Here is a 20745-nt window from a genome sequence, read left to right as displayed (position 1 = left end):
GTCGGCGTGGGCGTCGGGCCCGTGCCCCCGCCTCCGAAGTCGACGTCCACGCAGTTGTAGAACGACTCCGGGCTGTCGGTCCGCTCCCAGATGTTGAACAGCACGTGCTTGCCGGTCTTGCCCGACGGCAGGTCGACGTCCCACCAGTACTCGGGGCCCGCGGGGCCACCCGGGCGGATCGGCGGGTCGAGCACGCGGTCGAACGGCGCGGGCTCGAGGTCGTCCCACCCGATCGGCTGCGCCGGGTCCCAGCCGTCCTTCGTGATCCACGTCGTGAACCAGCCCGGGTGCGGCGCGACGGCCGCGTACCGGAAGGTCATCGTCTGCCCGGGCGTCACGGACGTCGTCGGCCACGCGTCGGACGGCGCGTTGTACGCGTCGAAACGCGAGTCCGGGCCGCACAGCTTGCCGTCGGGGATCGTCTCGTGCCGGCCGGCGATCGTGCCCAGCAGGTTGCCGAACCAGTTGTAGAACGAGTAGTTGCCGTCGGCGAACGCGTCGACGCACGGCTCGAGCCGCGGCTTCATGTTCCCGCTCTCGCCGGCGGCCTCGCCCCCCGCCAGGCCGTCGACGTAGCACTGGTAGGTCCGGGTGGCCGGCTCCGTCAGGCCGCCGTGCGCCTGCGCGGCGGTCGGCACGGCGACCAGGGCCGTGGCCACCACCGCCGTCGCGGCAAGGCTCCCCGGCAGGGACCGGAGGGTCCGACGGGTGGGTCTGTCTCGGGTCATGGCTGGCTCCCTCTCGCACGAGCGGCGTCGTCGCCGCAGGGGACTCGGGCGGGTCCCGGGCCCCGGGACGTCGGCCCAGCCTGCGGACGGCCCCCCGCGGCGACAAGGCCGCGAAACGTTTCCAGCACGGCCGACGCTCCAGGCCCCGGGCGGGTGAACGGGGGCGCGGACGAGTGATCTCACGGACCTCTCACATGGCGCTGCACGGCGCGAGCGGCCCGGAGGCCCGATGATGGGGGCGTGACGCGCAGAGGCACGGCCGCCCAGGGTGCGCACCGAGGGGGTCTCTCGGCTGCGGACCTCGGTGGCGTGCGCGGACTCGCGGTCGCCGCGCACCGGTTCGACGCGTGCCGTCGGGTCGAGGAGGTCGTCGAGGCGACGGCCCGGGCGGCGGTCGACGTGCTGGGCGCCGACGCGTGCGCCGTGTGCCGGATCACGCAGGAGACGTCACGCGTCCTGCACGTCGAGCAGACGGGCGACGACCAGCGCCGCGACCAGGCCCTGCGTGCGACGTACCGTGCCGAGGACCGGCCCGCGCTTCGCGCGCTGCTGCGCAACCGCGAGAGCTGGGTGGCGCACGCGTTCGACGCGCACGGGCGCTCCGTGCGCCCCGGCGACCCGGCGGCGGGGGACCGCGTCGAGGTCGAGCTGCTGCGCGAGATCGGGGCCGCCTCCGCCCTGACCGCCCCGGTCGTCGTCAACGACGTCGTGTGGGGCCAGGTCACCGTCCTGCGGGACTTCGAGGCGCCCCTGTTCCACGCCGACGACGTCGCGACGGCCGAGGTGCTCGCGGCCCTCGCGGCCGGCGCGATCGCGCGCGTCGACCTCGAGAAGCAGATGCGCCACATGATCGCCGACGACCCGCTCACCGGGCTCGCGAACCGGCGAACCGCCGACCAGGCGGCCGACGCCGCGCTCGCGTCGGGCCGGGAGACGTGCGTCGTCATGTGCGACGTCGACGGGCTCAAGCGCGTCAACGACGAGCTCGGCCACGACGCGGGCGACGACCTGCTGCGCGCCGTCGCGGACGTGCTGCGGAGGGCGGCGGACGCCATCCCGGGTGCGACGGCCGCGCGCATCGGCGGCGACGAGTTCTGCCTCGTGACGGTCGACCAGTCGCGCGAGGCCGTCGCGACGGCGATGGCGACGACGGTCGCGAAGTTCCCGCTGCCGCACGGCGCCGCGATCTCCTACGGCATCGCGTCGACCGCCGTCATGGGGTCGGTCGAGGCGCGGCACCTGTTCCGCCGGGCCGACCAGGCGCAGTACCAGGCCAAGCGTCGCCGCGCCCGGGCCCGCGCCCGCACGACGCCGCCGATCTCCGACCCCGTGCAGGCGGTCGAACGGCTCACCGCGAGCGGTGCGGTCGCGATCGGCGCGGCCGCGCCTGCCGTCGTGCCGCGGCTGTGCGCGTTCGCCGCCGCCGCGACCGAGACGCTCGGCGGCGACTCGTGGGCCGTCCGCGAGCGCATGTCCGGGTCGCCGACGTTCACGACCGTCGCTCGCGGCGGCAGCCCCGCGGACGCCGCCGAGACCCGCACCATCACCGTCGAGCGCGACGCGTGGGTCGTCGAGGTCGCCGTGGCCGCCGCCGCGTCGACCGGCCGGCAGGTGCAGACCGCGCTGCACGCGCTCGTCGCGATCGCCGTGGACGGCGCCCGCAACGCCTGACGCCGTCACGGGCGGCGCCGTCGAGCGGGTCGACGATCACCCGGCGCGTGGGCCGGTGCGGTTCCCGGCACGGCGCGCACCGCCGCCCCCTGCGGCGGGAGCAGGACGGGAGCCGCTGGGCCGACGGCAGGACGGGAGCCGCCGGACCGGCGGCCTGGACGGGTCGCGGCACGCCACCGCCGACGCACCGGCCGTGACGTCGCCGCCCGGGTCGGCCCGCTGGGCGCCCGGCGGTCAGCCGTGCAGCGGCAGCACGAGGGCGCCGTCGCCGCCGTCGACCACGCGGACCGGGACGCCCCAGTCCTGCGCCGCGAGGTGGCACGCGGGGTGCTCGATCGCGGGGTCGGCGTCGCAGCTCGCGGCGCGTGCGGTCACGTGCAGCACGCCCTCGCCCACCGTCGGGTCGAGGCGCAGCGTACGGCCGAGCGCCACGTCGTCGCCCGTACCGTCGAGCAGCAGCCCCGGCGGCGTGGCCGACACCCGCAGCGACGTGGACGGGCCCCACCGGTCGTCGAGCTTCTGCCCCGCGGCGGGGTGGAACACGACCTCGAGCGCGACGTCGGCGCCGATCTCGGTGACGGGACGCTGCGTGCGGTGCGCGCCGCCGTCGACCTGCGTGCCGGCGCCCGCGGGCAGGGGCACGCGCGTGAGGCGGTGCGCCGCGGACTCGACGACGAGCACGTGGTCGGTGTCACCGGCGGGCAGCACGAGGCCGCTGGGCTCGGCGAGGTCGGTCGCGAGCGTGCTCACCTGGCCGGGGCCGCCGTCGGGGTCCGGGACCCAGCGGCGCAGCGCGCCGTTGTAGGTGTCCGCGACCAGCACCGAGCCGTCGGGCAGCGCCGCGACGCCCAGCGGGTGCTGCAGGAGCGCCTGGTCGGCGGGCCCGTCGCGGTGGCCGAAGTCGAACAGGCCCGTCCCGACGACCGACGTCACCGACGCGTCCGCGGGGTCGAGCCACCGCAGCGCCGACGTCTCGGCGTCCGCGAGCCAGATCCGACCGTCGGCCGCGACCGACAGGCCCGACGGCTGCGCGAACCACGACTCCGCGGGGGCCCCGTCGACGAGGCCCTCGTTCATGGTGCCGGCGAGGTGGGTCACGGTCCCCGCGGTCGGGTCGAACGCCCACAGGGTGTGGTTGCCGGCCATCGCGACGACGAACGCGGCGAGCGGCTGCGACCACGTCACGTCCCACGGCGAGGACAGCTTGACCTGGCGAGCCGGCCACCGGTCGCCCACGCCTCGCTCGGTCGCGTGCGCGGTGGCACCCGTGGGCGCGTCGACGTTGTCGACCGCGCCGACCATGTACTGCTCGCCCGTGCCGGCGACCGTCATCACGTGCCCGTCGGTCAGCCGCACGCCGCGCAGCGCGTGGTTGACGGTGTCGGCCACGAGGACGTCGTAGCCGAGCCGCTCACGCAGCTCGTCGGGTACGAGGCACAGGCCGTTCGGCTCGCTGAAGCGCGCCTCGTCCGGGCCGCCGTCGACCAGCCCGCGCTCGCCGGAGCCGATGCGCCGCACGAGCGTCTCGCCGTCGGCGGCGACCTCGGTGAGCGCGTGGTGCCCGGCGTCGGCGACGAGGAACGTGCCGCCCGGCAGCGCGAGCGCCTTGGCGGGGAACCTCAGGGTCGTCGGCTGCGGCGTGGGGGCGACGTACGGGCCGTCGCCGCGGTGCAGCGTGCCCTTGGCCTCGTGCTCGGCGACGAGCTCCGCCACGAGCGTCTCGACCGCGTGCGCGTGCCCCTCGCCCGCCATCTGCGCGACGACGTACCCCTCGGGGTCGATGACGACGAGCGTCGGCCACGCGCGGGCCGTGAACGCCTGCCACGTCACCAGGTCGGGGTCGTCGAGCACCGGGTGGTGCACCTCGTACCGCTCGACCGCGGCCGCGAGCGCGACCGGGTCGGCCTCGTGCACGAACTTCGGCGAGTGCACGCCCACGATCACGAGCACGTCGCGGTGCCGCTCCTCGATCTCGCGCAGCTCGTCGAGCACGTGCAGGCAGTTGATGCAGCAGAACGTCCAGAAGTCGAGCACGACGACCTTGCCGCGCAGGTCGGCGAGCGTCACGTCCTTGCCGCCGGTGTTGAGCCAGCCGCGCCCGACCAGCTCGGACGCGCGCACACGGGGCAGACGGGGGGCGGAGGTCGACGTCACGCGCCCATTCTCACCGACGCCGCGACGCCCGCCGCCGCACGATCCGCACCCCGGTACGTCCGCGCAGGCCCACTGGTCAGATCTGCCCCACCCGGTGCGCGCACGCGACCCACGCACTGGTCGGTCCACGCTCCCGCGGCCCGGCGGACGGCGAACTGGTCACATCTCGCACCCGCACACCCGCAACTGGTCGCACACGTGACCAGTTCACCCACACGGCGCGGGCACCGCCGGGCGCGGGCACGGCGATCTCCCCGCCGGTCGGGCCCCGCACCGGCAGACCGGCACACCGGAGACTGGTCACGTCTCGCACCAGCACACCCGCAACTGGTCACGTCTCGCACCAGCACACCCGCAACTGGTCACGCACGTGACCAGTTCACCCACACGGCGCGGACGCCGCCGGGCGCGGGCACGACGACCTCCCCACCAGTCAGGCCTCGCGCCGGCGGACCGGCGCACCGGAGACTGGTCACATCTCGCACCAGCACACCCGTTACTGGTCACACACGTGACCAGTTCACCCACCGGCACGGGCACCACCGGGCGTGAGCACGACGACCTCCCACCGGTAAGGCCTCACACCGGCAGACCGGCGCACCGGAGACTGGTCACGTCTCGCACCCGCACACCGGCAACTGGTCACATCTCGCACCAGCACACCCGTTACTGGTCGCACACGTGACCAGTTCACCTACCGGCGCGGGCACCGCCGGGCGTGGGCACGGCGAGGGCCGGACGCCCCCGGGGAGGGGTGGGCGGCGTCCGGCCGTCGTCGGTGGTGCCGGGGTGGGCGGTGTGCTGCGCGGTGGTGCCGCTCAGCCGTGCTGCGCAGTCGTGCCCACCGGTGCGTCAGGCCGTCGTGCAGGTGGCCGTCAGGGAGCCCGGGGCGCCGGACGCGAGGAACCCGGCCGTCGTGCTGGCGCCGGACCCGAGCGCGCCGTTCCACGACGCGTTGCTCAGCACGCCGCCGCTGTGGGTGCTGCTCCACGCCTGCGTGATCGTCGCGCCGCCGACCGTGACCTTCCAGCCGTTGATCGCGGCGCCGCCCGCGGTGACGGTGACCTCACCCTGCCAGCCGCCCGTCCACGTGCTCGTCGCCTTCACCGTCGCGGTGCAGGCACCCGCTCCCGGGGTCGGCGTGGGCGTCGACGTCGGGGTCGGCGTGGGCGTCGGGGTGACCGTCGGCGTCGGGGTCGGAGTGGGCGTCGGCGTCGGAGTGGCCGTCGGCGTCGGCGTCGGGGTCGAGCCACCGCCACCGATCTGGATGTCCGAGCACAGGTAGTACGGCTGGTCGGAGTGGCTGGCCTGCCAGATCGTGAACAGCAGGGCACGGCCCGAGCGGCCCGTCAGGTCGACGTCCGTCTGGTAGAGCCCGGTGGTGCCGTAGCGGCCCGTCTCCTTGACGAGGTCGAGGTCGCCCCAGCCGAGGGCCTCGGTGGTCGGGTCGAAGCCCGGCTTGGACACGTAGATCCGCAGGTAGTCGGCGCCGTGCTTGGCGCCGTCGGTGAGCGTCAGCGTGAACGACGTCGGCACCTGCTTGGCGACCCACGGGCCGACCTCGTCGAGCGACGCGTACAGCCCGTTCTGCGTGCGGCCGCCCGAGCACAGCTGGCCGTCCGGGACGAACGCCTCGTGCCGCCCGGCCACGCCCTCGCGGTACAGCCCGTTCCAGTTCCACATGGTCTGCGGGTTCTCCTGGAACGCCTGCCAGCACATGGGGTCGAGCTGCGCCATCTGCGGGTTGAGGTGGTCGGAGCCCCACCGCTCCCAGCAGCCGTAGTTGCGGGTCGGCGGGTCGGTGACGGAGCCGTGCGCGCTCGCGGACGACGCGACGACCCCTGTCACGGCGAGCGCGAGCGGCACGGCGAGGGCCAGGCGACAGAGCCGGCCGAGCGCGCCGAGCCGGCCGCGGGTACGGGTGGGCATGGGTGTCTCCTCGGGTGGTCCGGGCGACGGCCGGTCGTGGTCACCGGTCGCGACGGTGCGCGGGTGACGACGGGCCGCCGGGTGGGTCCGACCACGGTGCGGTCCGGCACGCGGGGACGCGACCCCTCGAACCGTTTCAGCCCCCCGGCGGGCGGCGAGGCGTCGACCGCCCCGCCCCGTCGGCGTCAGACCCGGTCGAGGACGTGGATGCGCGGGTGGTGCCCCTTGGCGAACACGCGCGTCACCGACCGCGGCGTCCACAGGTCCGCGGCGTCGCGCACGACGCGCTCCATGACCTTCACCTCGTGCGTGAGCACGACGAGTCGCGCACCGGGCGCGGCGACCGCGTGCGCGGCGCGCAGCAGACCGGCGTGCACGCGCGGTGCGTCGGCGTGCGAGCCGTGCAGCGTGCCCCACGGCGGGTCGGCCAGGACGACGTCCGCGGCGCCGCCCAGCGGGCCGAGCACCGCGGCGGCGAGCACGTCGGGGTCGGTCGCGTCGGCCTGCACGAGCACCGGGCGCGGCGGCCGTGCCAGCAGCCGCGCCGCCTCGAGGTTGCTGCGGGCCGCGGCCAGGGCGTCGGCGTCCAGGTCGACCGCGACGGACGCGGCCGCCGGACCGGACAGCAGCCGCTCGACGAGCAGCGTGCCGGACCCCGCCATGACGTTGAGCACCCGGTCCTCGTCACGCAGCCCCGCGAGGCGCGCGACGGCGGCCGCGATGGTCGCGTTGGCCGCGCCGGGGAAGTCCGCGACGCGCCACGTGCGCGCCGACAGCGGCCGCGGCCCGACGCGCACGAGCACGTCCCAGCCGGGGTCGGCGTCGCCCGTGCGACGGCCGCGACGCACGCGCACGACCAGGTCGCCGCCCGTCGGGTCGTGCAGCAGGCCGGTGGCCTCGCGCAGCAGGTCGGCGAGCCGCAGGAACGTCGTGGAGTCCGCGCCCGCGGCCTCGAAGCGGAACGACGAGGACCCGGCGACCCGCAGCGACGCGTACATCGCGTCGACGACCCGTCGCAGGTGCTCGGGGCTCGAGAACGACCGCGGCCGAGGCACGTCGAGGTGCACGACGACCCACGCGGCGACCGCCGTGCGCAGCGCCACGGCGCCGGCGAGCGCACCGGGCAGCGTGAGCGCGATCGCGTCGTCCCTGTCGGGGACGTCGCGCACGTCGCGCGCCCCCGGGAGGACCTGCGCGACCTCGTCGAGCAGCACCTCGCGCAGGCCGGGCAGGTGCGTCAGCTCGAGGTGCGTGACGGGGGCCGACGCCGGGCGCGCGCGCTCGGCACGGCGCACCTCGCGCGCGGCGTCGGGGCGTCGTCCCCGCTCGCCGCGCGGCGCCTCGGCGCGACGCCCGGCGGCCGCGTCGGGACGTCCCGCGCGGGTCGGCGCGGGGCGGCCGGGACGCGAGCCGCGAGCCGGACGGGCGTCGCGGTCCGGACGAGGGTCACGGCTAGCGCGAGCGTCGCGGTCCGGACGCGCGCCCCGGCCCGCGCGAGCGTCGCGCTCCGGACGGGCGCCACCGTCCGGACGCCCACCACGATCGGCGCGGGCCCCGCGCTCGGCGGCCGGCAGCTCGGCGCGGCCGAGCCACTCGCCGCCGGGCGCGCCTGACCGACCGCCCGCGGCGCCACGACCGGCCCGCGCGCCACCGGACGCACGGCTCGCACCGCTCGTCGCACCGCCGGCACCGCGCGAGGCGCCACCGGCACCGCGTGGGGCGCCCGCAGCACCACGAGACGTCGCCCGCGGGCCGCCGGACCCGACCCGCGCACCGCCGCTCGCACCGCCGGACCCGCCGGACCCACGCGGACGCGCGCTCACGCCGCGCGCGTCGTCGCCCGCACCTCGGGTGCTGCCGCCCGGGCGTCCCGCGCCCGCACGCCCGGCGCCGTCGCCACGCGCCGACCGGTCACGCCCGGCACCGTCGCCACGCGCGGTCCGGTCACGCCCGGCGCCACCGCGGCCCGCACCCGCGGGTCGGTCGTCGCGTCGGGGGTCGGCGGCGTCGCGTCCGCGACCGGTGCCGCGCCGCGGCCGGTCGTCGTCGGCGGGGCGGCCGGACCCGCGCCGCGCGTTCAGGCCGGCACCGGCACGCCGGCGCCGACGGCGCGGAGCACGAACGACTCGGTCTGCTCGATCGCCCGCTCACGGTCGGGGCCCGCCTCGGGCAGGCCGCGGCCGGTGAGGCACGCGTTGACGAGGGGCACGGTGGTGGCGAGGTCCTGCTCGGGGAACGCGCCCGACGCGATGCCGGCGTCGAGGATGCGGCGCAGGATCTGCTCGACGACGCCGACGTGCTCGCGCACGCGCTGCTGGGCGCCGCGGGACAGCACCGAGCGCAGCTCGGGTCCGGGGGCCACGTGGTAGACGCGGGTGAGCGAGGCCTGCGCGCGCACGTAGGCGCGCAGCTGCTCGACGGGGTCGTCGATGTCGTCGAGGGACGCCTGGAGGCCGGCGGCGTACTGCTCCGTCTCGTGCGTGATGAAGCCGAGGAGCAGCGCCTCCTTGTCGGGGAAGTGGTTGTAGACGGCGGTCCGGCCGACGCCGGCCGCGGCGGCGATGTCCGCGAGCGTGATGGCGTCGAACCCGCGTTCGCCCATGAGCGTCGAGAGCGCGTCGAACAGGCGACGTCGGGTCTGCTCCCGGTGCTCGTGGAGCGAGGCCCCGATGATCTTCGGCATGCTGACATTCTCACACACGCCGTCAGCAAAACTGTTCCGGCGAAGGAGACCCTTCTCATCATCTGTGACATTCCTCACGGCGGTTCGTCGGATTCGCCTATAATTCGCGGGCACCTAGGACCGACGTCACGGAGGCCCGCCCCCATGAGCCGCCACGCGCGCGAGCCGCACGACCCACCCGCCCCCGCGGCGGTCGGAGTCGTGCGCGCGGCGCACGAGAGGTTCGTGGTCGACGGCGGCAGCCCCGGGCGCCAGGTCAGGCCCGTCGTCGCGGACTCCTGGCGCCGCAGCCGCCGGGTCGGCGTCGACCCCGAGCAGCCCGTCCCGCCCGTCGACGTGGCCGGCACCGACCTGACGGCGCTGCGTGACGCGCACCCGCTGTCGGGGGCCGTGCCGATCGTCCGCCGGCTGCTCCTGGAGACCGGCCCGAGCTGGGTCGCCGCGCTCAGCGACCAGTCCGGGCGCCTGCTGTGGGTCGACGGCGACCGGACGCTGCGCCGCCCGCTGGACGGCGTCGGGTTCGTCGAGGGCGCGGCGTGGGGCGAGCACGCGGTCGGCACGAACGCCCTGGGCACCGCGCTCGCGACCCGTCGGCCCCTGCAGGTGCTCGGCAGCGAGCACTGGGCGCGCGCCGTGCACCCGTGGAGCTGCGCGGCCGTCCCGGTGCACGACGCCGACGGGCACCTGCTCGGCGTCCTGGACGTCACGGGCCGCGAAGACGCCGCGTCGTGGATGGCGCTCGCGCTCGTGCGCGCGACCGTCACGGCCGTCGAGGCGACCCTCGCCGCGAGCTCGGGCGCTCCCCCGACCGCACGCCTCGAGGTCCTCGGCGCCCACGCCGGCACGCTGCACACCCCCGCGGGGCGCCGACGCCTGACGTGCCGCCACACCGAGATCCTGCTGCTGCTCGCCGAGCACCCGGCGGGCCTGCGCGGCGACGAGCTGGCCGTGCTGCTGTCCGAGTCCGAGCTCTCCGAGGTCACGGTCCGCGCCGAGATCTCCCGCCTGCGGCGCCTCGTCGGACCGCTGCTGTCGGAGTCGCGCCCCTACCGGCTGACCGCGCCGCTGCAGACCGACGTCGACGCCGTGCGCGACGCGCTCGCGGTCGGCGACCCGGCCGCCGCGCTCACCGCCTACGCGGGGTCGCTGCTCCCGCGCTCGGCCTCCCCCGGCGTCGGCCGGCTGCGCGAGGCGCTGCACGCCGAGGTGAGGTCGGCGGCGCTCGCGTCCCGGGATCCGGGCCTCGTCGCGCGCTGGACCGCGGGCGACGACGGCGCCGACGACTGGCAGGCGTGGCAGACCCTCGCGCAGGTCGCACCCATCGGCTCGGCCGCGCACCTGCGCGCCCACACGCGGCTCGCGCAGCTCGACCGCACGCTGCGCTGACCCGCCGCGGCCCCGCCCCGCTCGTGCAACGGTCGTGCAACGGTCCGCGGGCTAGCGTGCGACCCGGTGGCACCGTCGCCCGGCTCCCTTCGGGGACCCGCAGCCCGGTCGCCGGGTCGGGCGGCGCGCGGGAGGGGGCGCGTCGCCCGACCACCACCGGTCCCGCGGGCCCGGACCTCGCCCCTGACGTCGCGACGGTTCCCGGCGACGCCCGACGGCGGCTAGCGTGACGAACGTGGACACCCACCATCCCGACGCCACCGTGACCCCGCCCGCGATCGAGCCGGACGCCAAGGACTGGACGTGGGTCCTGACGTCCCGGTGCCCCGAGTGCGGGTTCGCCGCCTCCGACGTCGACCCCGGCGGCATCGCCGGGACGGTGCGCGACCTCGTGCCGCGCTGGGTCGCCGCGCTGCACCGCGAGGACGCGCGCGAGCGGCCCGCACCGGCCGTGTGGTCGGCCCTCGAGTACGGCGCGCACGTGCGCGACGTGCACCGCCTGTTCGACGAGCGCGTGCGCCTCATGGTCGAGCAGGACGACCCGCTGTTCGCCGACTGGGACCAGGACGCGACCGCGCTGGCCGAGCGCTACGACCTGCAGGACCCGGTCGTGGTCGCCGAGGAGCTGGTGACCGCCGCCGACGCGACCGCCGCACGCTTCGACGCGGTCACCGACGAGCAGTGGGAACGCCCCGGGCGGCGCAGCAACGGCTCGCGGTTCACGGTGCGCACGCTCGGGCAGTACTTCCTGCACGACGTCGTGCACCACCTGCACGACGTGCGGGCCTGAGGACGCCGACACCTACCAGCCGGGCCGGACCGCCGACGCGCCCCTGCGTCCGGTCCCCATGTCCGGTCACCGGACACGGATCACCGTCGGAGTCGGCGCGTCCCGCACGACGCGCCGCCGTCGCTCACCCGTCCGTGGTCGCGCCGCACGCCCGTCGCACGCGCTGTGTACCGTCCGGCCATGACCGCACCGCGACCGGTCTCCCCCGCGCTGGACGGCCGGCACGTGCTCGCCGTCCCCGCGGGCACCGACCTGCTGCCGCTCGCGCGCGCCTGGTTCCCCGACGCGCGCTGGTCACGCACCCCGCTGTCCCCCGAGCAGGCGGCGGCGACGCGGCCCGCGTCGGGTGCGCGGTTCCGTGGCGCGGCGACCGCTCCCGTCCCGGTGGTCGGTGCGCTGAGCCTCGACGGCGTGGTCGAGGTCGACGGCCCCCACCCCCTCGACGCGGCGGGCGCCCGCGCCGTCGGGCTGCCCGGGCAGGACAGCGCGCTGTACGGGCTGCCCGCGGTCGTGGCCCCGGACGCCGCGGCGACGCCCGGCCTCGTCGCCGGCTGGGCCGCCGCCGTGGCCCGACGCACGGGCGGCGGGATCCTGCCCGCGGCGCGGGACCGCGCGGTCGTGCCGGACCCCGGCTCGGCGGTCGACCTCACGCTGTGGTCGCACGTGCCGCTCGCGGTGCACGACGCCCTGCCGGTCGTGCGACCCGCGCTGTCCGGCAGCAGGACCGCGCCGCCCGCCCCGGCCGCGCCCGGCGCCGAGCCGGACGGGTTCACGCTGACCGCCGCGTACGAGTACGACGGCGAGGTCGTCGTGCGGTGCGAGCGCTCGCACGAGGTGCCGATGGTGCTGTCGACCGTCGACCCGCACGATCACGGCCCCTGGGCGTACCGGGTCGTGTGGCAGCCGCCCGACCCGTACGAGCTCACGCTGGAGACGCCCTCACCGCTGCACGTCATCGCCCGTCAGCGCGTCGCCCCGGGGGTCGCGGGTGCGGTCGCGGCGCTGCTCGCGGCGGTCGGGGGGACGGTCGTGGACGCGGGCGGGTTCGTGGTCGGCGCCGACGAGCTCGAACGGCGCGCGCGGGCGCGCTGAGGGCGTCGGGCGGCCCGGGGTGCCGGGCCGGGCTCAGGCGAACGGCTCGGAGCCCGCCGGCACCAGGTCCACCTCGACGCGGGGCGTCGCACCGCCGCCGTCGGTGAAGATCACGCCGCGCAGCGGCGGCACGTCGTGGTAGTCGCGGCCCCAGCCGAGCACGACGTACCGGTCGTCGACGAGCTGGTCGTTGGTCGGGTCGGCGTCGAGCCAGCCGTGCCCCGGCAGCCAGACCGACACCCACGCGTGCGACGCGTCGGCGCCGCGCAGCTTGGGCCGCCCCGGGCGGGGGCGCGTCTCGATGTACCCCGACGCGTACCGCGCGGGCAGGCCGTGCAGGCGCAGCGCCGCGATCATGAGGTGCGCGAAGTCCTGGCAGACGCCCGCGCCCTGCGCGAGCAGCTGCGCCTGCGTGGTGTGGACGGTCGTCGAGCCGGAGCGGTAGGTCAGCTCGGTGCGGATGCGGTGCACGAGGTCGACGACGACGTCCGCGAGCGGCCGGTCCTGCGCGAACGACGGCGCCGCCCAGTCGCGGACCTCGTCGACGAACGTCACGTGCGTCGAGGGCAGCACGGCCTCGCGCACCGCGACGAGCCCGGCGGCGTCGGTGCGCAGCGCACCCAGGTCGCCGGCCGTCACGGCACGCGCGACGGCCCGCCAGCCGACGTCGGGCAGGGCGTCGCGCGGCGGCACGGTCCGGCTCACCTCGAGCGTCGAGCGGGACGTCACGACGAGCCGCGTGTGCGGCGTCGTCACCCCGAAGTACGTGGTCGTGCTGCCGAACCAGTCGACGTGCTCCCCGGTGTCGGCCGGCGCGGGGTCGATCGTCAGGCTCGTGGCGAGCACGCGCTGGTCGGGCAGGTCGCGCGGCGTCATCGTGGTGCGGCCGTAGGAGTCGGTGACGGGCTGCGGGTACTCGTAGGTCGTGCGGTGCACGAGGTCGTACGTCCGGACGCTCACGCGCCACCCCCGCTCGTCTCGTCGCCCGCGCCCCACAGGTCCACGAGCGCGCGGCCCGGGCCGGGGCGCACGAAGTGCACGCGCTCGATCTCGTCCGACGCCTCCCGCAGCCGCCACAGCATCGAGCCCAGCGCGTCGGCCAGGCGGACCCGCCGCCCGTCCTCGGACACCTCGTTGCCGACCGCGACGGTGTCGAGCTCGGCGACCAGCTCGGCGACGCCCTGCAGCAGGTGGTCGCGCTGCGCGGCGGACCGCGGCGCGGGCACGGCCTCGAGGTCGGCGAGCAACCGGTCGAGCTGGAACGCGAGCGAGCGCGGGTTGGTGCGGTCGTGCACGAGCAGGTCGAGCACGCTCGCGACGCTCGCACCGGACTGGTGCCGGCGGCGGTAGGTGATGACCGACTCCCCCGCGATGAGCACCGACTCCAGCAGCAGCTCCTCGACGTCGGCGGGGCGCCGCACGACGAGCGTCGCACCGAGCATGTCGACGAGGTTCTGCGCGCGCTCGATGCGGCGACCCGCGTCGAGCAGGTGCCAGCCGACGTCGCGCGTCAGCCCCTCGGCGGCGACGCCCGAGATCGCGAGCAGGCTCTCGAGCACGCGGTCGAGCGTCGGGCGCAGGCCCGCGGTGACGGCGCCCGCGGCGACCGCGGGGGCGTCGGCGGGGATGCCGTGGTCGCGCGAGCGGCCCCGGGAGCGCTCGTCGCGCAGCGCCCGCTCGATGCGTGCCAAGGGGCCGTAGACGTCGGTCGAGAGCTGGTCGCGCACGGCCGCGGCGGCGGTCGCGAGCCGGCGCACGGCTCGCGCCACCGAGCCGGGGGTGCGGCGGTCGAGCAGCAGGTCGCGCAGCGCGGGCACGTGCGGCGTCACCGGCGTCGGGCCCGCGAGCGCGGGGTCGGCGGTCGGCGCCGTCTCGCCGCCGTCCGGCAGCGCGGCGGGCGTCAGCGCGTGCAGCAGCACCGCGAGCGCCTGGCCACCCGGGGCGTCGGGCGTGCGGTGGTAGTCGTCCCAGCGGTCGGCGACGGCGCGCAGCACGCGCACCTCTCCCTCGGCGCGCTCGGCGTACCGGCCGATCCAGTACAGGTTCTCGGCGGTGCGCGGCGAGATCCCGTACCCCGCGACGCGGCCGACGGCGGACACCGCGTCCTCGCGCGGCCCGGCGGCGGGCGTCGTGGGCTGCGAGGACATCACCCACACGTCCTTGGCGGACGCCCCGCGCGACGACGACGACACGACCGGGTCGTCGGCGACGCGCGCGAGGCCGCCGGCCATCACCGTGTACGTGCCGGCGTGCGCGACCGCGTACGCGCGCAGCACCGCCGCCCGCGGCCCCAGGTCGGCGGGGCCGACGCCCTCGACGCCGGGCCGGTCCGTCGCGACGCCCGCCTCCTCGACCGTCGGGCCGACGGGCTCCTGCCCGACCCACCGCCACGGCTCGGCGGTGATGCGCGCCGCGAGCTCGTCGCGCTCGGCGGCGCTCAGCGTCCAGCCGAGCACGGTGGTGGTGCGCGGGCCGTGCACGGTCGGCTTGAGCACGAGGCGGTCGAGGCGGCCCAGCACGTGCCGCAGCGCCCGCTCCTCGCCGCACCACCACGTGGGTGCCGACGCGAGCGCGAGGTCCTGGTCGAGCACGGCGCGCGCGAGCCGCGGCAGGTACGTGAGCAGCGCGGGGCTCTCCAGCACCGACGCGCCCAGCGGGTTGACGACGCTCACCGACCCTTGCCGGACCGCGTGCACCAGCCCGGGGACGCCCAGGCGCGATCCCGCACGCAGGTCGAGCGGGTCGCACCAGTCGCCGTCGACGCGGCGCAGCACGACGTCGACGCGCTCCAGCCCGTCGATGCCCTGCAGGTGCAGGCGGCCCGCACGGACCAGCAGGTCGGAGCCCTCGACGAGCGGCAGGCCCAGCATCGAGGCGAGGAACGCCTGGTCGAACGCGGTCTCGCTGCCCGGCCCCGGCGACAGCAGCACGGCGCGCGGCTCGTCGCCCGCCGTCTCGGGCGCGACCTCGCGCAGCGCCTGGCGCAGCGCGTGGAAGAACGGCCCGAGCCGCGCGATCGGCGCCTGCCGGTAGACGCCCGCGAGCACCTGCGACGTGACGCGGCGCCCCTCCATCGCGTACCCGGCGCCGGACGGCGCCTGCGTGCGGTCCGCGACCGCGCACCAGCCGCCCGACGAGTCCCGCACCAGGTCCGTCGCGGTCAGGACGAGCTCCCGGCCCCCCGGCAGGCGCAGCCCGTCGACCGCGCGCAGGAACCCCGGGTGCGACAGCACGGCCGTGGGCGGCAGGACGCGGTCGTCGAGCAGGCGGCGCGGGCCGTACAGGTCGTGCAGCACGGCGTCGAGCACCTCGGCGCGCTGCACGAGCGCCGCGTCGAGCCGCGCCCACTCGGTCTCGTCGACGACGACCGGCAGCGGGTCGAGCCGCCACGGCTGCTCGCCGTCCGGGCCGTCGCCGCCGTAGGTGACGCCGTGCTCGGCGAGCAGCTGCTCGGCCTGCCGCGCGGCGCGCGCGAGGTCGTCGTCGGTCGGGGCCGCACCCGGCGGCAGCCAGGTCCAGTCCGGCCGGTGCGAGATCGCCGTCCCGTCGCCCAGCAGGCGCGGCGACGAGAGCAGGTCGGTCACCCGGGCAGTCTGGCGCACGCGGGCGCCGGGTGCGTGCCGCGCCCACCGGCCTGTCGCGGACGTCGCCCGCGCGCCGCATCGCCGAGTGCACCGGCACGCCGTCGAGTGCGCCCGTTGCTTCGCCCGCACTCGACGGCGATGTGGCGCACTCGCGGGTGGCACGTCGTCGGCGTGGCGTGCCGCGCTCGCGTGGTCGCCGCGGTGAGGGTGGTGCGGTGACGGAGAGGGCGACGGCCGACGGGCACGGGCACGGGCACGGGCACGGGCACGGGCACGGGCACGGGACGACCGTGCTGCCGGCCGCGTCGGCGCGGCGGGCGCGCGTGCTGCTCGCGGCGGTCCTGCTGCCGGTCGTCGTGCTGACGGGGCTCGGGGCGTGGTGGCTGTGGCCCGACCCGGACGCCGCACCGCCGCAGTTCGCGACCGACGGGCCCGGCGTCACGTACGTGCGCGGCGAGGTCGTCGCGGTGCACGACGGCACGGTCGACGGCACCGCGACCAGCGACCTGGGTGCCGGCGACCTGGGTGCCGGAGACCTCGGTGACGGGGACGGTGGCACGGGCGACGTCGGCACGGGTCGCTCTGCCACCGGCAGCACCGGCGCCGACGACCAGGCGACGATCCGGCTCGCGGACGGCACGGAGGTCGGCCTGCACGTGCCGCCCGAGTACGTGCCGGAGCTCGCGGTCGGCGACACGGTCCGGGCGGCGAGCATGCAGGTCGCGGCGATCGCATTCGACCCGACCGCGGACCCGGACGCGATGATCACGCAGCACGTGTTCGTCGACTTCGTGCGCGGGCCGCCCATGGCGCTGCTGGCGGCGGTGTTCGCGCTGCTCGTCGTGCTGGTGGCGCGGTGGCGCGGGCTCGCGGCACTGGCGGGCATGGCCGTGGGGCTCGCCGTCGTCGCGGGGTTCACGCTGCCCGCGCTGCTGCAGGGCCGTCCCGCGGTGCCCGTGGCGCTGGTGACGAGCGTGGCGATCATGTTCGCGGTGCTCTACCTGGCGCACGGGGTGTCGGTGCGCACGTCGACCGCGCTGGCCGGGACGCTCGTCGGGCTCGTCGCGACCGCGGGCATCGCGGCGTGGGCGGGCGGCGCGGCGCACCTGACAGGCCTGTCGGGCGAGTACGCGCTGGACCTGATGTCCGTCGCGCCCGAGGTGCGGCTGCGCGCCGTGCTGGTGTGCGGCATGGTGCTGGCCGGGCTGGGCGTGCTGAACGACGTGACGATCACGCAGGCGTCCGCCGTCTGGGAGCTGCACGCCGCGAGCCCGGGGCGGTCGTGGCGCGCGCTGTTCGGGCAGGGCATGCGGATCGGGCGCGACCACATCGCGTCGACCGTCTACACGATCGTCTTCGCGTACGTCGGCGCGGCGCTGCCGCTGGTGCTGCTGGTGAGCCTGTCCGACCGTGACCTGCTGGGCCTGCTGACCAGCGGCGAGATCGCCGAGGAGGTCGTCCGCACGTTGGTCGGCTCGATCGGGCTGGTGCTGGCGATCCCGGTGACGACGGCACTCGCGGCGACGTTCGTCCGGCTGTCCGCGCCCCCGGCGGCCGAGCCTGCGCCCCGCGTCGCGGCCGACGCGGCACCGGCGGCCTGACGGCGCCGGGTCCCGGCTGCGGGCAGGCGGGCCCGGGCGGGAGCGACGACGAGGCGGGGCGGTGAGGGCTCGACCTCTCCGCCCCGCCTCGGGACCGCCGTGTGCCGGGCGCGGCCGTCACGGTGCCGGCGGCAGCGTCCCCGGGTCGAGGAGCCCGCGGCGCAGCGCGGGCACGAGACGCGACGGCACCACGACGTCGCGCCCGTCGACGTGCACACGGCTCAGGGGCGTGGGCGTCGCGACCCACTGCGCGCGGCGGGACCGGGTGCGCGAGCGCGACGTCTTCCGCTTGGGGACGGCCATCAGCCCTGCCTCCCCTTCCAGCGCGGGTTCTTCTTGTTGATGACGTAGGTCTTGCCGCGGCGGCGCACGACGATCGACCCGTCCTTCTTCTTGAGCGACGCGAGCGACGCGCGCACCTTCATCGGTCCTGCTCCTTCGGCGTGGTGCCGCCGGGCGTGCCGTAGCGGCGGTGGAACTTCTCGACGCGGCCCGCGGTGTCCATGACGCGTGCGCTGCCGGTCCAGAACGGGTGGCTGGCGCTCGAGATCTCGACGTCAATCACGGGGTAGGTGCGCCCGTCCTCCCACTCGACCGTGGTGGTGGACGTCGCGGTCGAGCGCGTGAGGAACGCGTACCCGGCGGACGCGTCACGGAAGACGACGGGGTGGTAGTCGGGGTGGATGCCCTGCTTCACGGGTGGCTCCTCACCAGCTGGACTTGGTGACGCCGGGCAGCTCGCCGCGCAGCGCCATCTGACGGAACCGCACGCGGGACAGCCCGAACGTTCGCAGGTGGCCGCGCGGGCGGCCGTCGGCGAGGTCGCGGTTGCGCAGCCGCACGGGGCTCGCGTCGCGCGGCTGGGCGTGCAGCGCGGCGCGGGCGGCGCGGCGCTCGTCCTCGGTGAGGTGGGGGTTCACGGACGCGGCGCGCAGCTCGGTGCGGCGTGCGGCGTACCGGGCGACGACCTCGCGCCGCTGGGCGTCGCGCGCGATCTTGGACTTCTTGGCCATGTCAGCGCTCCTCGCGGAAGTCGACGTGCCGGCGCAGCACGGGGTCGAACTTGCGCAGCACGAGGCGGTCGGGGGTGGTCCGGCGGTTCTTGCGGGTGACGTAGGTGAACCCGGTGCCGCCCGTCGAGCGGAGCTTGATGACGGGGCGGAGGTCGACGCGGCGCCCGGCCATCAGACCTTCTCCCCGCGCGCGAGCATCTCGGCGATGACGACGTCGATGCCGCGCCGGTCGATGGTCTTGATGCCGTCGGTCGAGACGCGCAGGCGCACGTGCCGCCCGAGCGAGGGCACCCAGTAGCGGCGGCGCTGGATGTTCGGCACGAACCGCCGGGGCGTGCGGCGTCCCGAGTGGGACACGGTGCGTCCGAAGGTCGGCACCTTCCCCAGGACCTGGCAGTGGTTGCTCATGGCGCGCCACCGTAGTTATTGATTATGGTTCTCGTCAACTGTCGAGAACCGTTCGCATCAAACCAGGAGCCCCCATGCCCCGCACCCCCGTCGTCGTCCTGTCGTCCCTCGACCCCGTCGAGCGCGACGCGACCCTGCTCGGCCTGCTCGTCGACTCCCCGCGCACCGTCGCCGTGCGCCACGACATCCACGACGACGAGGACGGCGGCGCGATCCGCCGCGTCGTCGCGTCCGCCGGCGGCGTGGTCGAGGACGAGCTCGTGCCGCTCGAGCACGCGTGCCTGTCGTGCGCCGTCCGCGAGGACGCCGTGCCCACGCTGCGCCGCCTCGCCGACGACCCGCGCTGGGACGCCGTCGTGCTGGCGCTGCCCGTGAGCGCCGAGTCCCTGCCCGTGGTCCGCGCGCTCGGCTGGGCCATGCGCGCGGGCGAGCCGCTGGCCGGCCTGCGGCTCGGCGACGCCGTGACGACCGTCGACCTCGCCGGCTTCCACCACGACCTGCTGGGCGACGACCTGCTCGACGAACGCGGGCTCGCGCTCACCGAGGACGACCGCCGCGCCGTCGGCGAGGCGCTCGCGGCGCAGGTGGGGCACGCCGACGTCGTCCTCGTGACCGGCGCGCGCGACGACCACCCCGTCGCGTCCGACCTGCTGGACCACGTGCGCGCGCACGACGGCCGCCGCGTCGACGGTCGGCACGGCGTGAGCGTCGCGGACCTCGTCGCGCACGAGCACCGCACCGCGGCCGGGGAGCGCCGGCTCGACCCCGCGCACGTCGCACCCGTCGCCGGCGCGCCCACAGAGCACGGCGTGTGGACGCTCGACCTGCGCTCGGACCACCCGTTCCACCCCGAGCGCCTGCTGCACGACGTGCGCCGCCTCGGCTCGCCGCCGGTGCGCGCCCGCGGGCGGTTCCACGTGCCGAGCCGCCCCGACACGCTGTGCGTGTGGGACGGCGCAGGCGGTCAGCTCAGCATCGGCGCGGCGGGCCCGTGGGGTCGTCGCACGCCCGACACGCGGCTGGTCGTGACGGGCACGGGCGACGAGGCGCCGGCGCTGCGCGAGGCGTTCGCCGAGCTGCTGCTCAGCGACGCGGAGGTCCGCCGCGGCTACGCGCCGTGGCTGGGGCGTCCGGACGTGCTGGCGCCGTGGCTGGGCGAGCGGACCTCCGCGTGAGGCGTCAGCGGGTCGAGTAGACGACCGGCTGGTAGCCGCCGATCGCGGGGATGACCGTGAGCGTGAGGTCGCTCGGGTCCGCGACGAGGAACGCGAGGTCGAACGTCACGACGCCCGCCGGCCGCACCTCGACGCTCGGGCCGGTCACGTCGATCTGCGCGCTCGCGTCGGTCAGCGGCGTCGCCTCCGCACCCCCGGACACGGCCACCGCACTCAGCGTGTGCGGCTTGTAGTCGGTGCGCGAGCCGTTGGTGATCGAGACCCGCACCTTGACCGGCACACCCTCCTCGGCCATGCCCACGGTCTGCTCGGTCGGCTCGAACTCGACCGGCGCCTTGATCTGGACGAAGAGCCCGTTGCCGTACTCGTACGCCTGCCCGAACGTGCGCTCGCCGCCCTCGTAGTCGGCGATCGGGGTCTCGTCGGAGCCCTCGGCGCTGGCGGGGGTCGAGCAGCCGGCGGCCACGAGCGTGAGGGCCGCGAGCGCGGCGAGGGCCGCAGCCTGGACGCGACGACGGGGGGCGGTGGCGC

At 76.6% G+C, this 20745-nt stretch carries 19 protein-coding genes and 1 pseudogene; 6 read left to right on the top strand and 14 right to left on the bottom strand.

Annotated elements, in window-relative coordinates; all coding sequences use genetic code 11:
• The coding region (locus ATM99_RS01825; protein ID WP_223304759.1) for a lytic polysaccharide monooxygenase at positions 1 to 659 on the bottom strand (659 nt) is incomplete at its 3' end.
• Between the two features lie 309 nt (positions 660 to 968).
• Between ATM99_RS01825 and ATM99_RS01820 the strand changes: the two genes are divergently transcribed.
• Complete coding sequence (locus tag ATM99_RS01820) at positions 969 to 2399, top strand: diguanylate cyclase (RefSeq protein WP_062101247.1); 1431 nt, start codon at positions 969 to 971, stop codon at positions 2397 to 2399.
• 234 nt (positions 2400 to 2633) lie between these two features.
• On the opposite strand, the gene ATM99_RS01815 is transcribed toward ATM99_RS01820, so the two are convergent.
• The 4 genes from ATM99_RS01815 to ATM99_RS01795 form a co-directional block, all read right to left on the bottom strand.
• Positions 2634 to 4553: an NHL domain-containing thioredoxin family protein gene (locus ATM99_RS01815; protein ID WP_062101246.1), complete on the bottom strand. Its 1920-nt coding sequence runs from the start codon at positions 4551 to 4553 to the stop codon at positions 2634 to 2636.
• A gap of 852 nt (positions 4554 to 5405) precedes the next feature.
• Positions 5406 to 6482: a lytic polysaccharide monooxygenase gene (locus tag ATM99_RS01810; protein ID WP_062101245.1), complete on the bottom strand. Its 1077-nt coding sequence runs from the start codon at positions 6480 to 6482 to the stop codon at positions 5406 to 5408.
• A 185-nt stretch (positions 6483 to 6667) separates the two neighbouring features.
• Positions 6668 to 7777: an RsmD family RNA methyltransferase gene (locus ATM99_RS01805; RefSeq protein WP_062101244.1), complete on the bottom strand. Its 1110-nt coding sequence runs from the start codon at positions 7775 to 7777 to the stop codon at positions 6668 to 6670.
• A gap of 782 nt (positions 7778 to 8559) precedes the next feature.
• On the bottom strand, positions 8560 to 9165 hold the full coding sequence (locus tag ATM99_RS01795) for a TetR/AcrR family transcriptional regulator (protein WP_062101242.1): 606 nt from the start codon (positions 9163 to 9165) through the stop codon (positions 8560 to 8562).
• Between the two features lie 144 nt (positions 9166 to 9309).
• On the opposite strand from ATM99_RS01795, the gene ATM99_RS01790 reads away from it, so the two are divergent.
• The 3 genes from ATM99_RS01790 (at position 9310) to ATM99_RS01780 (ending at position 12433) form a co-directional block, all read left to right on the top strand.
• The gene (locus ATM99_RS01790; RefSeq protein WP_062101241.1) at positions 9310 to 10551 is read left to right on the top strand and encodes a GAF domain-containing protein; all 1242 of its coding nucleotides are present in this window, start codon (positions 9310 to 9312) and stop codon (positions 10549 to 10551) included.
• 235 nt (positions 10552 to 10786) lie between these two features.
• A complete protein-coding gene (locus ATM99_RS01785; protein ID WP_223304758.1) occupies positions 10787 to 11341 on the top strand; it encodes a DinB family protein in 555 nt (184 codons plus the stop codon).
• 180 nt (positions 11342 to 11521) lie between these two features.
• Positions 11522 to 12433 (top strand): hypothetical protein, encoded by a 912-nt coding sequence (locus ATM99_RS01780; RefSeq protein ID WP_150118063.1) that lies wholly within the window; start codon positions 11522 to 11524, stop codon positions 12431 to 12433.
• A gap of 33 nt (positions 12434 to 12466) precedes the next feature.
• On the opposite strand, the gene ATM99_RS01775 is transcribed toward ATM99_RS01780, so the two are convergent.
• Positions 12467 to 13393 carry a transglutaminase family protein gene (locus ATM99_RS01775; RefSeq protein ID WP_062101249.1) on the bottom strand — a complete coding sequence of 309 codons (927 nt, stop codon included), beginning with the start codon at positions 13391 to 13393 and terminating at the stop codon, positions 12467 to 12469.
• Positions 13390 to 16017, bottom strand: coding sequence for a circularly permuted type 2 ATP-grasp protein (locus ATM99_RS01770; RefSeq protein ID WP_062101238.1), 2628 nt, complete (start codon positions 16015 to 16017; stop codon positions 13390 to 13392). Before ATM99_RS01770 ends, ATM99_RS01775 begins: the two co-directional genes overlap by 4 nt.
• A 215-nt stretch (positions 16018 to 16232) precedes the next feature.
• Here ATM99_RS01770 and ATM99_RS01765 point away from each other — a divergent pair, with 215 nt between their 5' ends.
• Positions 16233 to 17618 carry a YibE/F family protein gene (locus ATM99_RS01765; RefSeq protein ID WP_223304757.1) on the top strand — a complete coding sequence of 462 codons (1386 nt, stop codon included), beginning with the start codon at positions 16233 to 16235 and terminating at the stop codon, positions 17616 to 17618.
• Positions 17619 to 17735: 117 nt separating this feature from the next.
• On the opposite strand, the gene rpmF is transcribed toward ATM99_RS01765, so the two are convergent.
• The 6 genes from rpmF to rpmB are packed head-to-tail and all read right to left on the bottom strand — an operon-like array spanning position 17736 to position 19039.
• Entirely contained in the window at positions 17736 to 17921 is a 186-nt protein-coding gene (rpmF, locus tag ATM99_RS01760) for a 50S ribosomal protein L32 (protein ID WP_062101237.1), read from the bottom strand.
• Positions 17921 to 18043 carry a type B 50S ribosomal protein L36 gene (gene ykgO, locus ATM99_RS01755; protein WP_062101236.1) on the bottom strand — a complete coding sequence of 41 codons (123 nt, stop codon included), beginning with the start codon at positions 18041 to 18043 and terminating at the stop codon, positions 17921 to 17923. Before ykgO ends, rpmF begins: the two co-directional genes overlap by 1 nt.
• A complete protein-coding gene (locus ATM99_RS01750) occupies positions 18040 to 18315 on the bottom strand; it encodes a type B 50S ribosomal protein L31 (RefSeq protein ID WP_062101235.1) in 276 nt (91 codons plus the stop codon). Before ATM99_RS01750 ends, ykgO begins: the two co-directional genes overlap by 4 nt.
• Before the next feature lie 10 nt (positions 18316 to 18325).
• Positions 18326 to 18631, bottom strand: a complete 306-nt coding sequence (rpsN, locus tag ATM99_RS01745; RefSeq protein WP_062101234.1) for a 30S ribosomal protein S14 — start codon at positions 18629 to 18631, stop codon at positions 18326 to 18328.
• 1 nt (position 18632) lies between these two features.
• A complete protein-coding gene (rpmG, locus tag ATM99_RS01740) occupies positions 18633 to 18803 on the bottom strand; it encodes a 50S ribosomal protein L33 (protein WP_062101233.1) in 171 nt (56 codons plus the stop codon).
• A complete protein-coding gene (rpmB, locus tag ATM99_RS01735; protein WP_062101232.1) occupies positions 18803 to 19039 on the bottom strand; it encodes a 50S ribosomal protein L28 in 237 nt (78 codons plus the stop codon). The genes rpmG and rpmB overlap by 1 nt, the downstream gene beginning before the upstream one ends.
• 74 nt (positions 19040 to 19113) lie before the next feature.
• On the opposite strand from rpmB, the gene ATM99_RS01730 reads away from it, so the two are divergent.
• The gene (locus ATM99_RS01730; protein ID WP_062101231.1) at positions 19114 to 20214 is read left to right on the top strand and encodes a GTP-binding protein; all 1101 of its coding nucleotides are present in this window, start codon (positions 19114 to 19116) and stop codon (positions 20212 to 20214) included.
• Positions 20215 to 20218: 4 nt separating this feature from the next.
• On the opposite strand, the pseudogene ATM99_RS19155 reads toward ATM99_RS01730, so the two are convergent.
• Positions 20219 to 20745: pseudogene (locus ATM99_RS19155) on the bottom strand (hypothetical protein); the annotation flags it as partial.

This window comes from Cellulomonas sp. B6 (assembly GCF_001462455.1).
In the GTDB taxonomy this organism is placed as follows: domain Bacteria; phylum Actinomycetota; class Actinomycetes; order Actinomycetales; family Cellulomonadaceae; genus Cellulomonas.
This window is presented reverse-complemented; position numbering and strand designations above follow the sequence as displayed.

Coding starts and splice junctions, on each gene's coding strand:
- rpmG (WP_062101233.1), bottom strand. CDS start 18,803: ATGGCCGGGCGCCGCGTCGACCTCCGCCCCGTCATCAAGCTCCGCTCG.
- ATM99_RS01730 (WP_062101231.1), top strand. CDS start 19,114: ATGCCCCGCACCCCCGTCGTCGTCCTGTCGTCCCTCGACCCCGTCGAG.
- ykgO (WP_062101236.1), bottom strand. CDS start 18,043: ATGAAGGTGCGCGCGTCGCTCGCGTCGCTCAAGAAGAAGGACGGGTCG.
- ATM99_RS01790 (WP_062101241.1), top strand. CDS start 9,310: ATGAGCCGCCACGCGCGCGAGCCGCACGACCCACCCGCCCCCGCGGCG.
- rpmB (WP_062101232.1), bottom strand. CDS start 19,039: ATGAGCAACCACTGCCAGGTCCTGGGGAAGGTGCCGACCTTCGGACGC.
- ATM99_RS01795 (WP_062101242.1), bottom strand. CDS start 9,165: ATGCCGAAGATCATCGGGGCCTCGCTCCACGAGCACCGGGAGCAGACC.
- rpmF (WP_062101237.1), bottom strand. CDS start 17,921: ATGGCCGTCCCCAAGCGGAAGACGTCGCGCTCGCGCACCCGGTCCCGC.
- ATM99_RS01810 (WP_062101245.1), bottom strand. CDS start 6,482: ATGCCCACCCGTACCCGCGGCCGGCTCGGCGCGCTCGGCCGGCTCTGT.
- rpsN (WP_062101234.1), bottom strand. CDS start 18,631: ATGGCCAAGAAGTCCAAGATCGCGCGCGACGCCCAGCGGCGCGAGGTC.
- ATM99_RS01780 (WP_150118063.1), top strand. CDS start 11,522: ATGACCGCACCGCGACCGGTCTCCCCCGCGCTGGACGGCCGGCACGTG.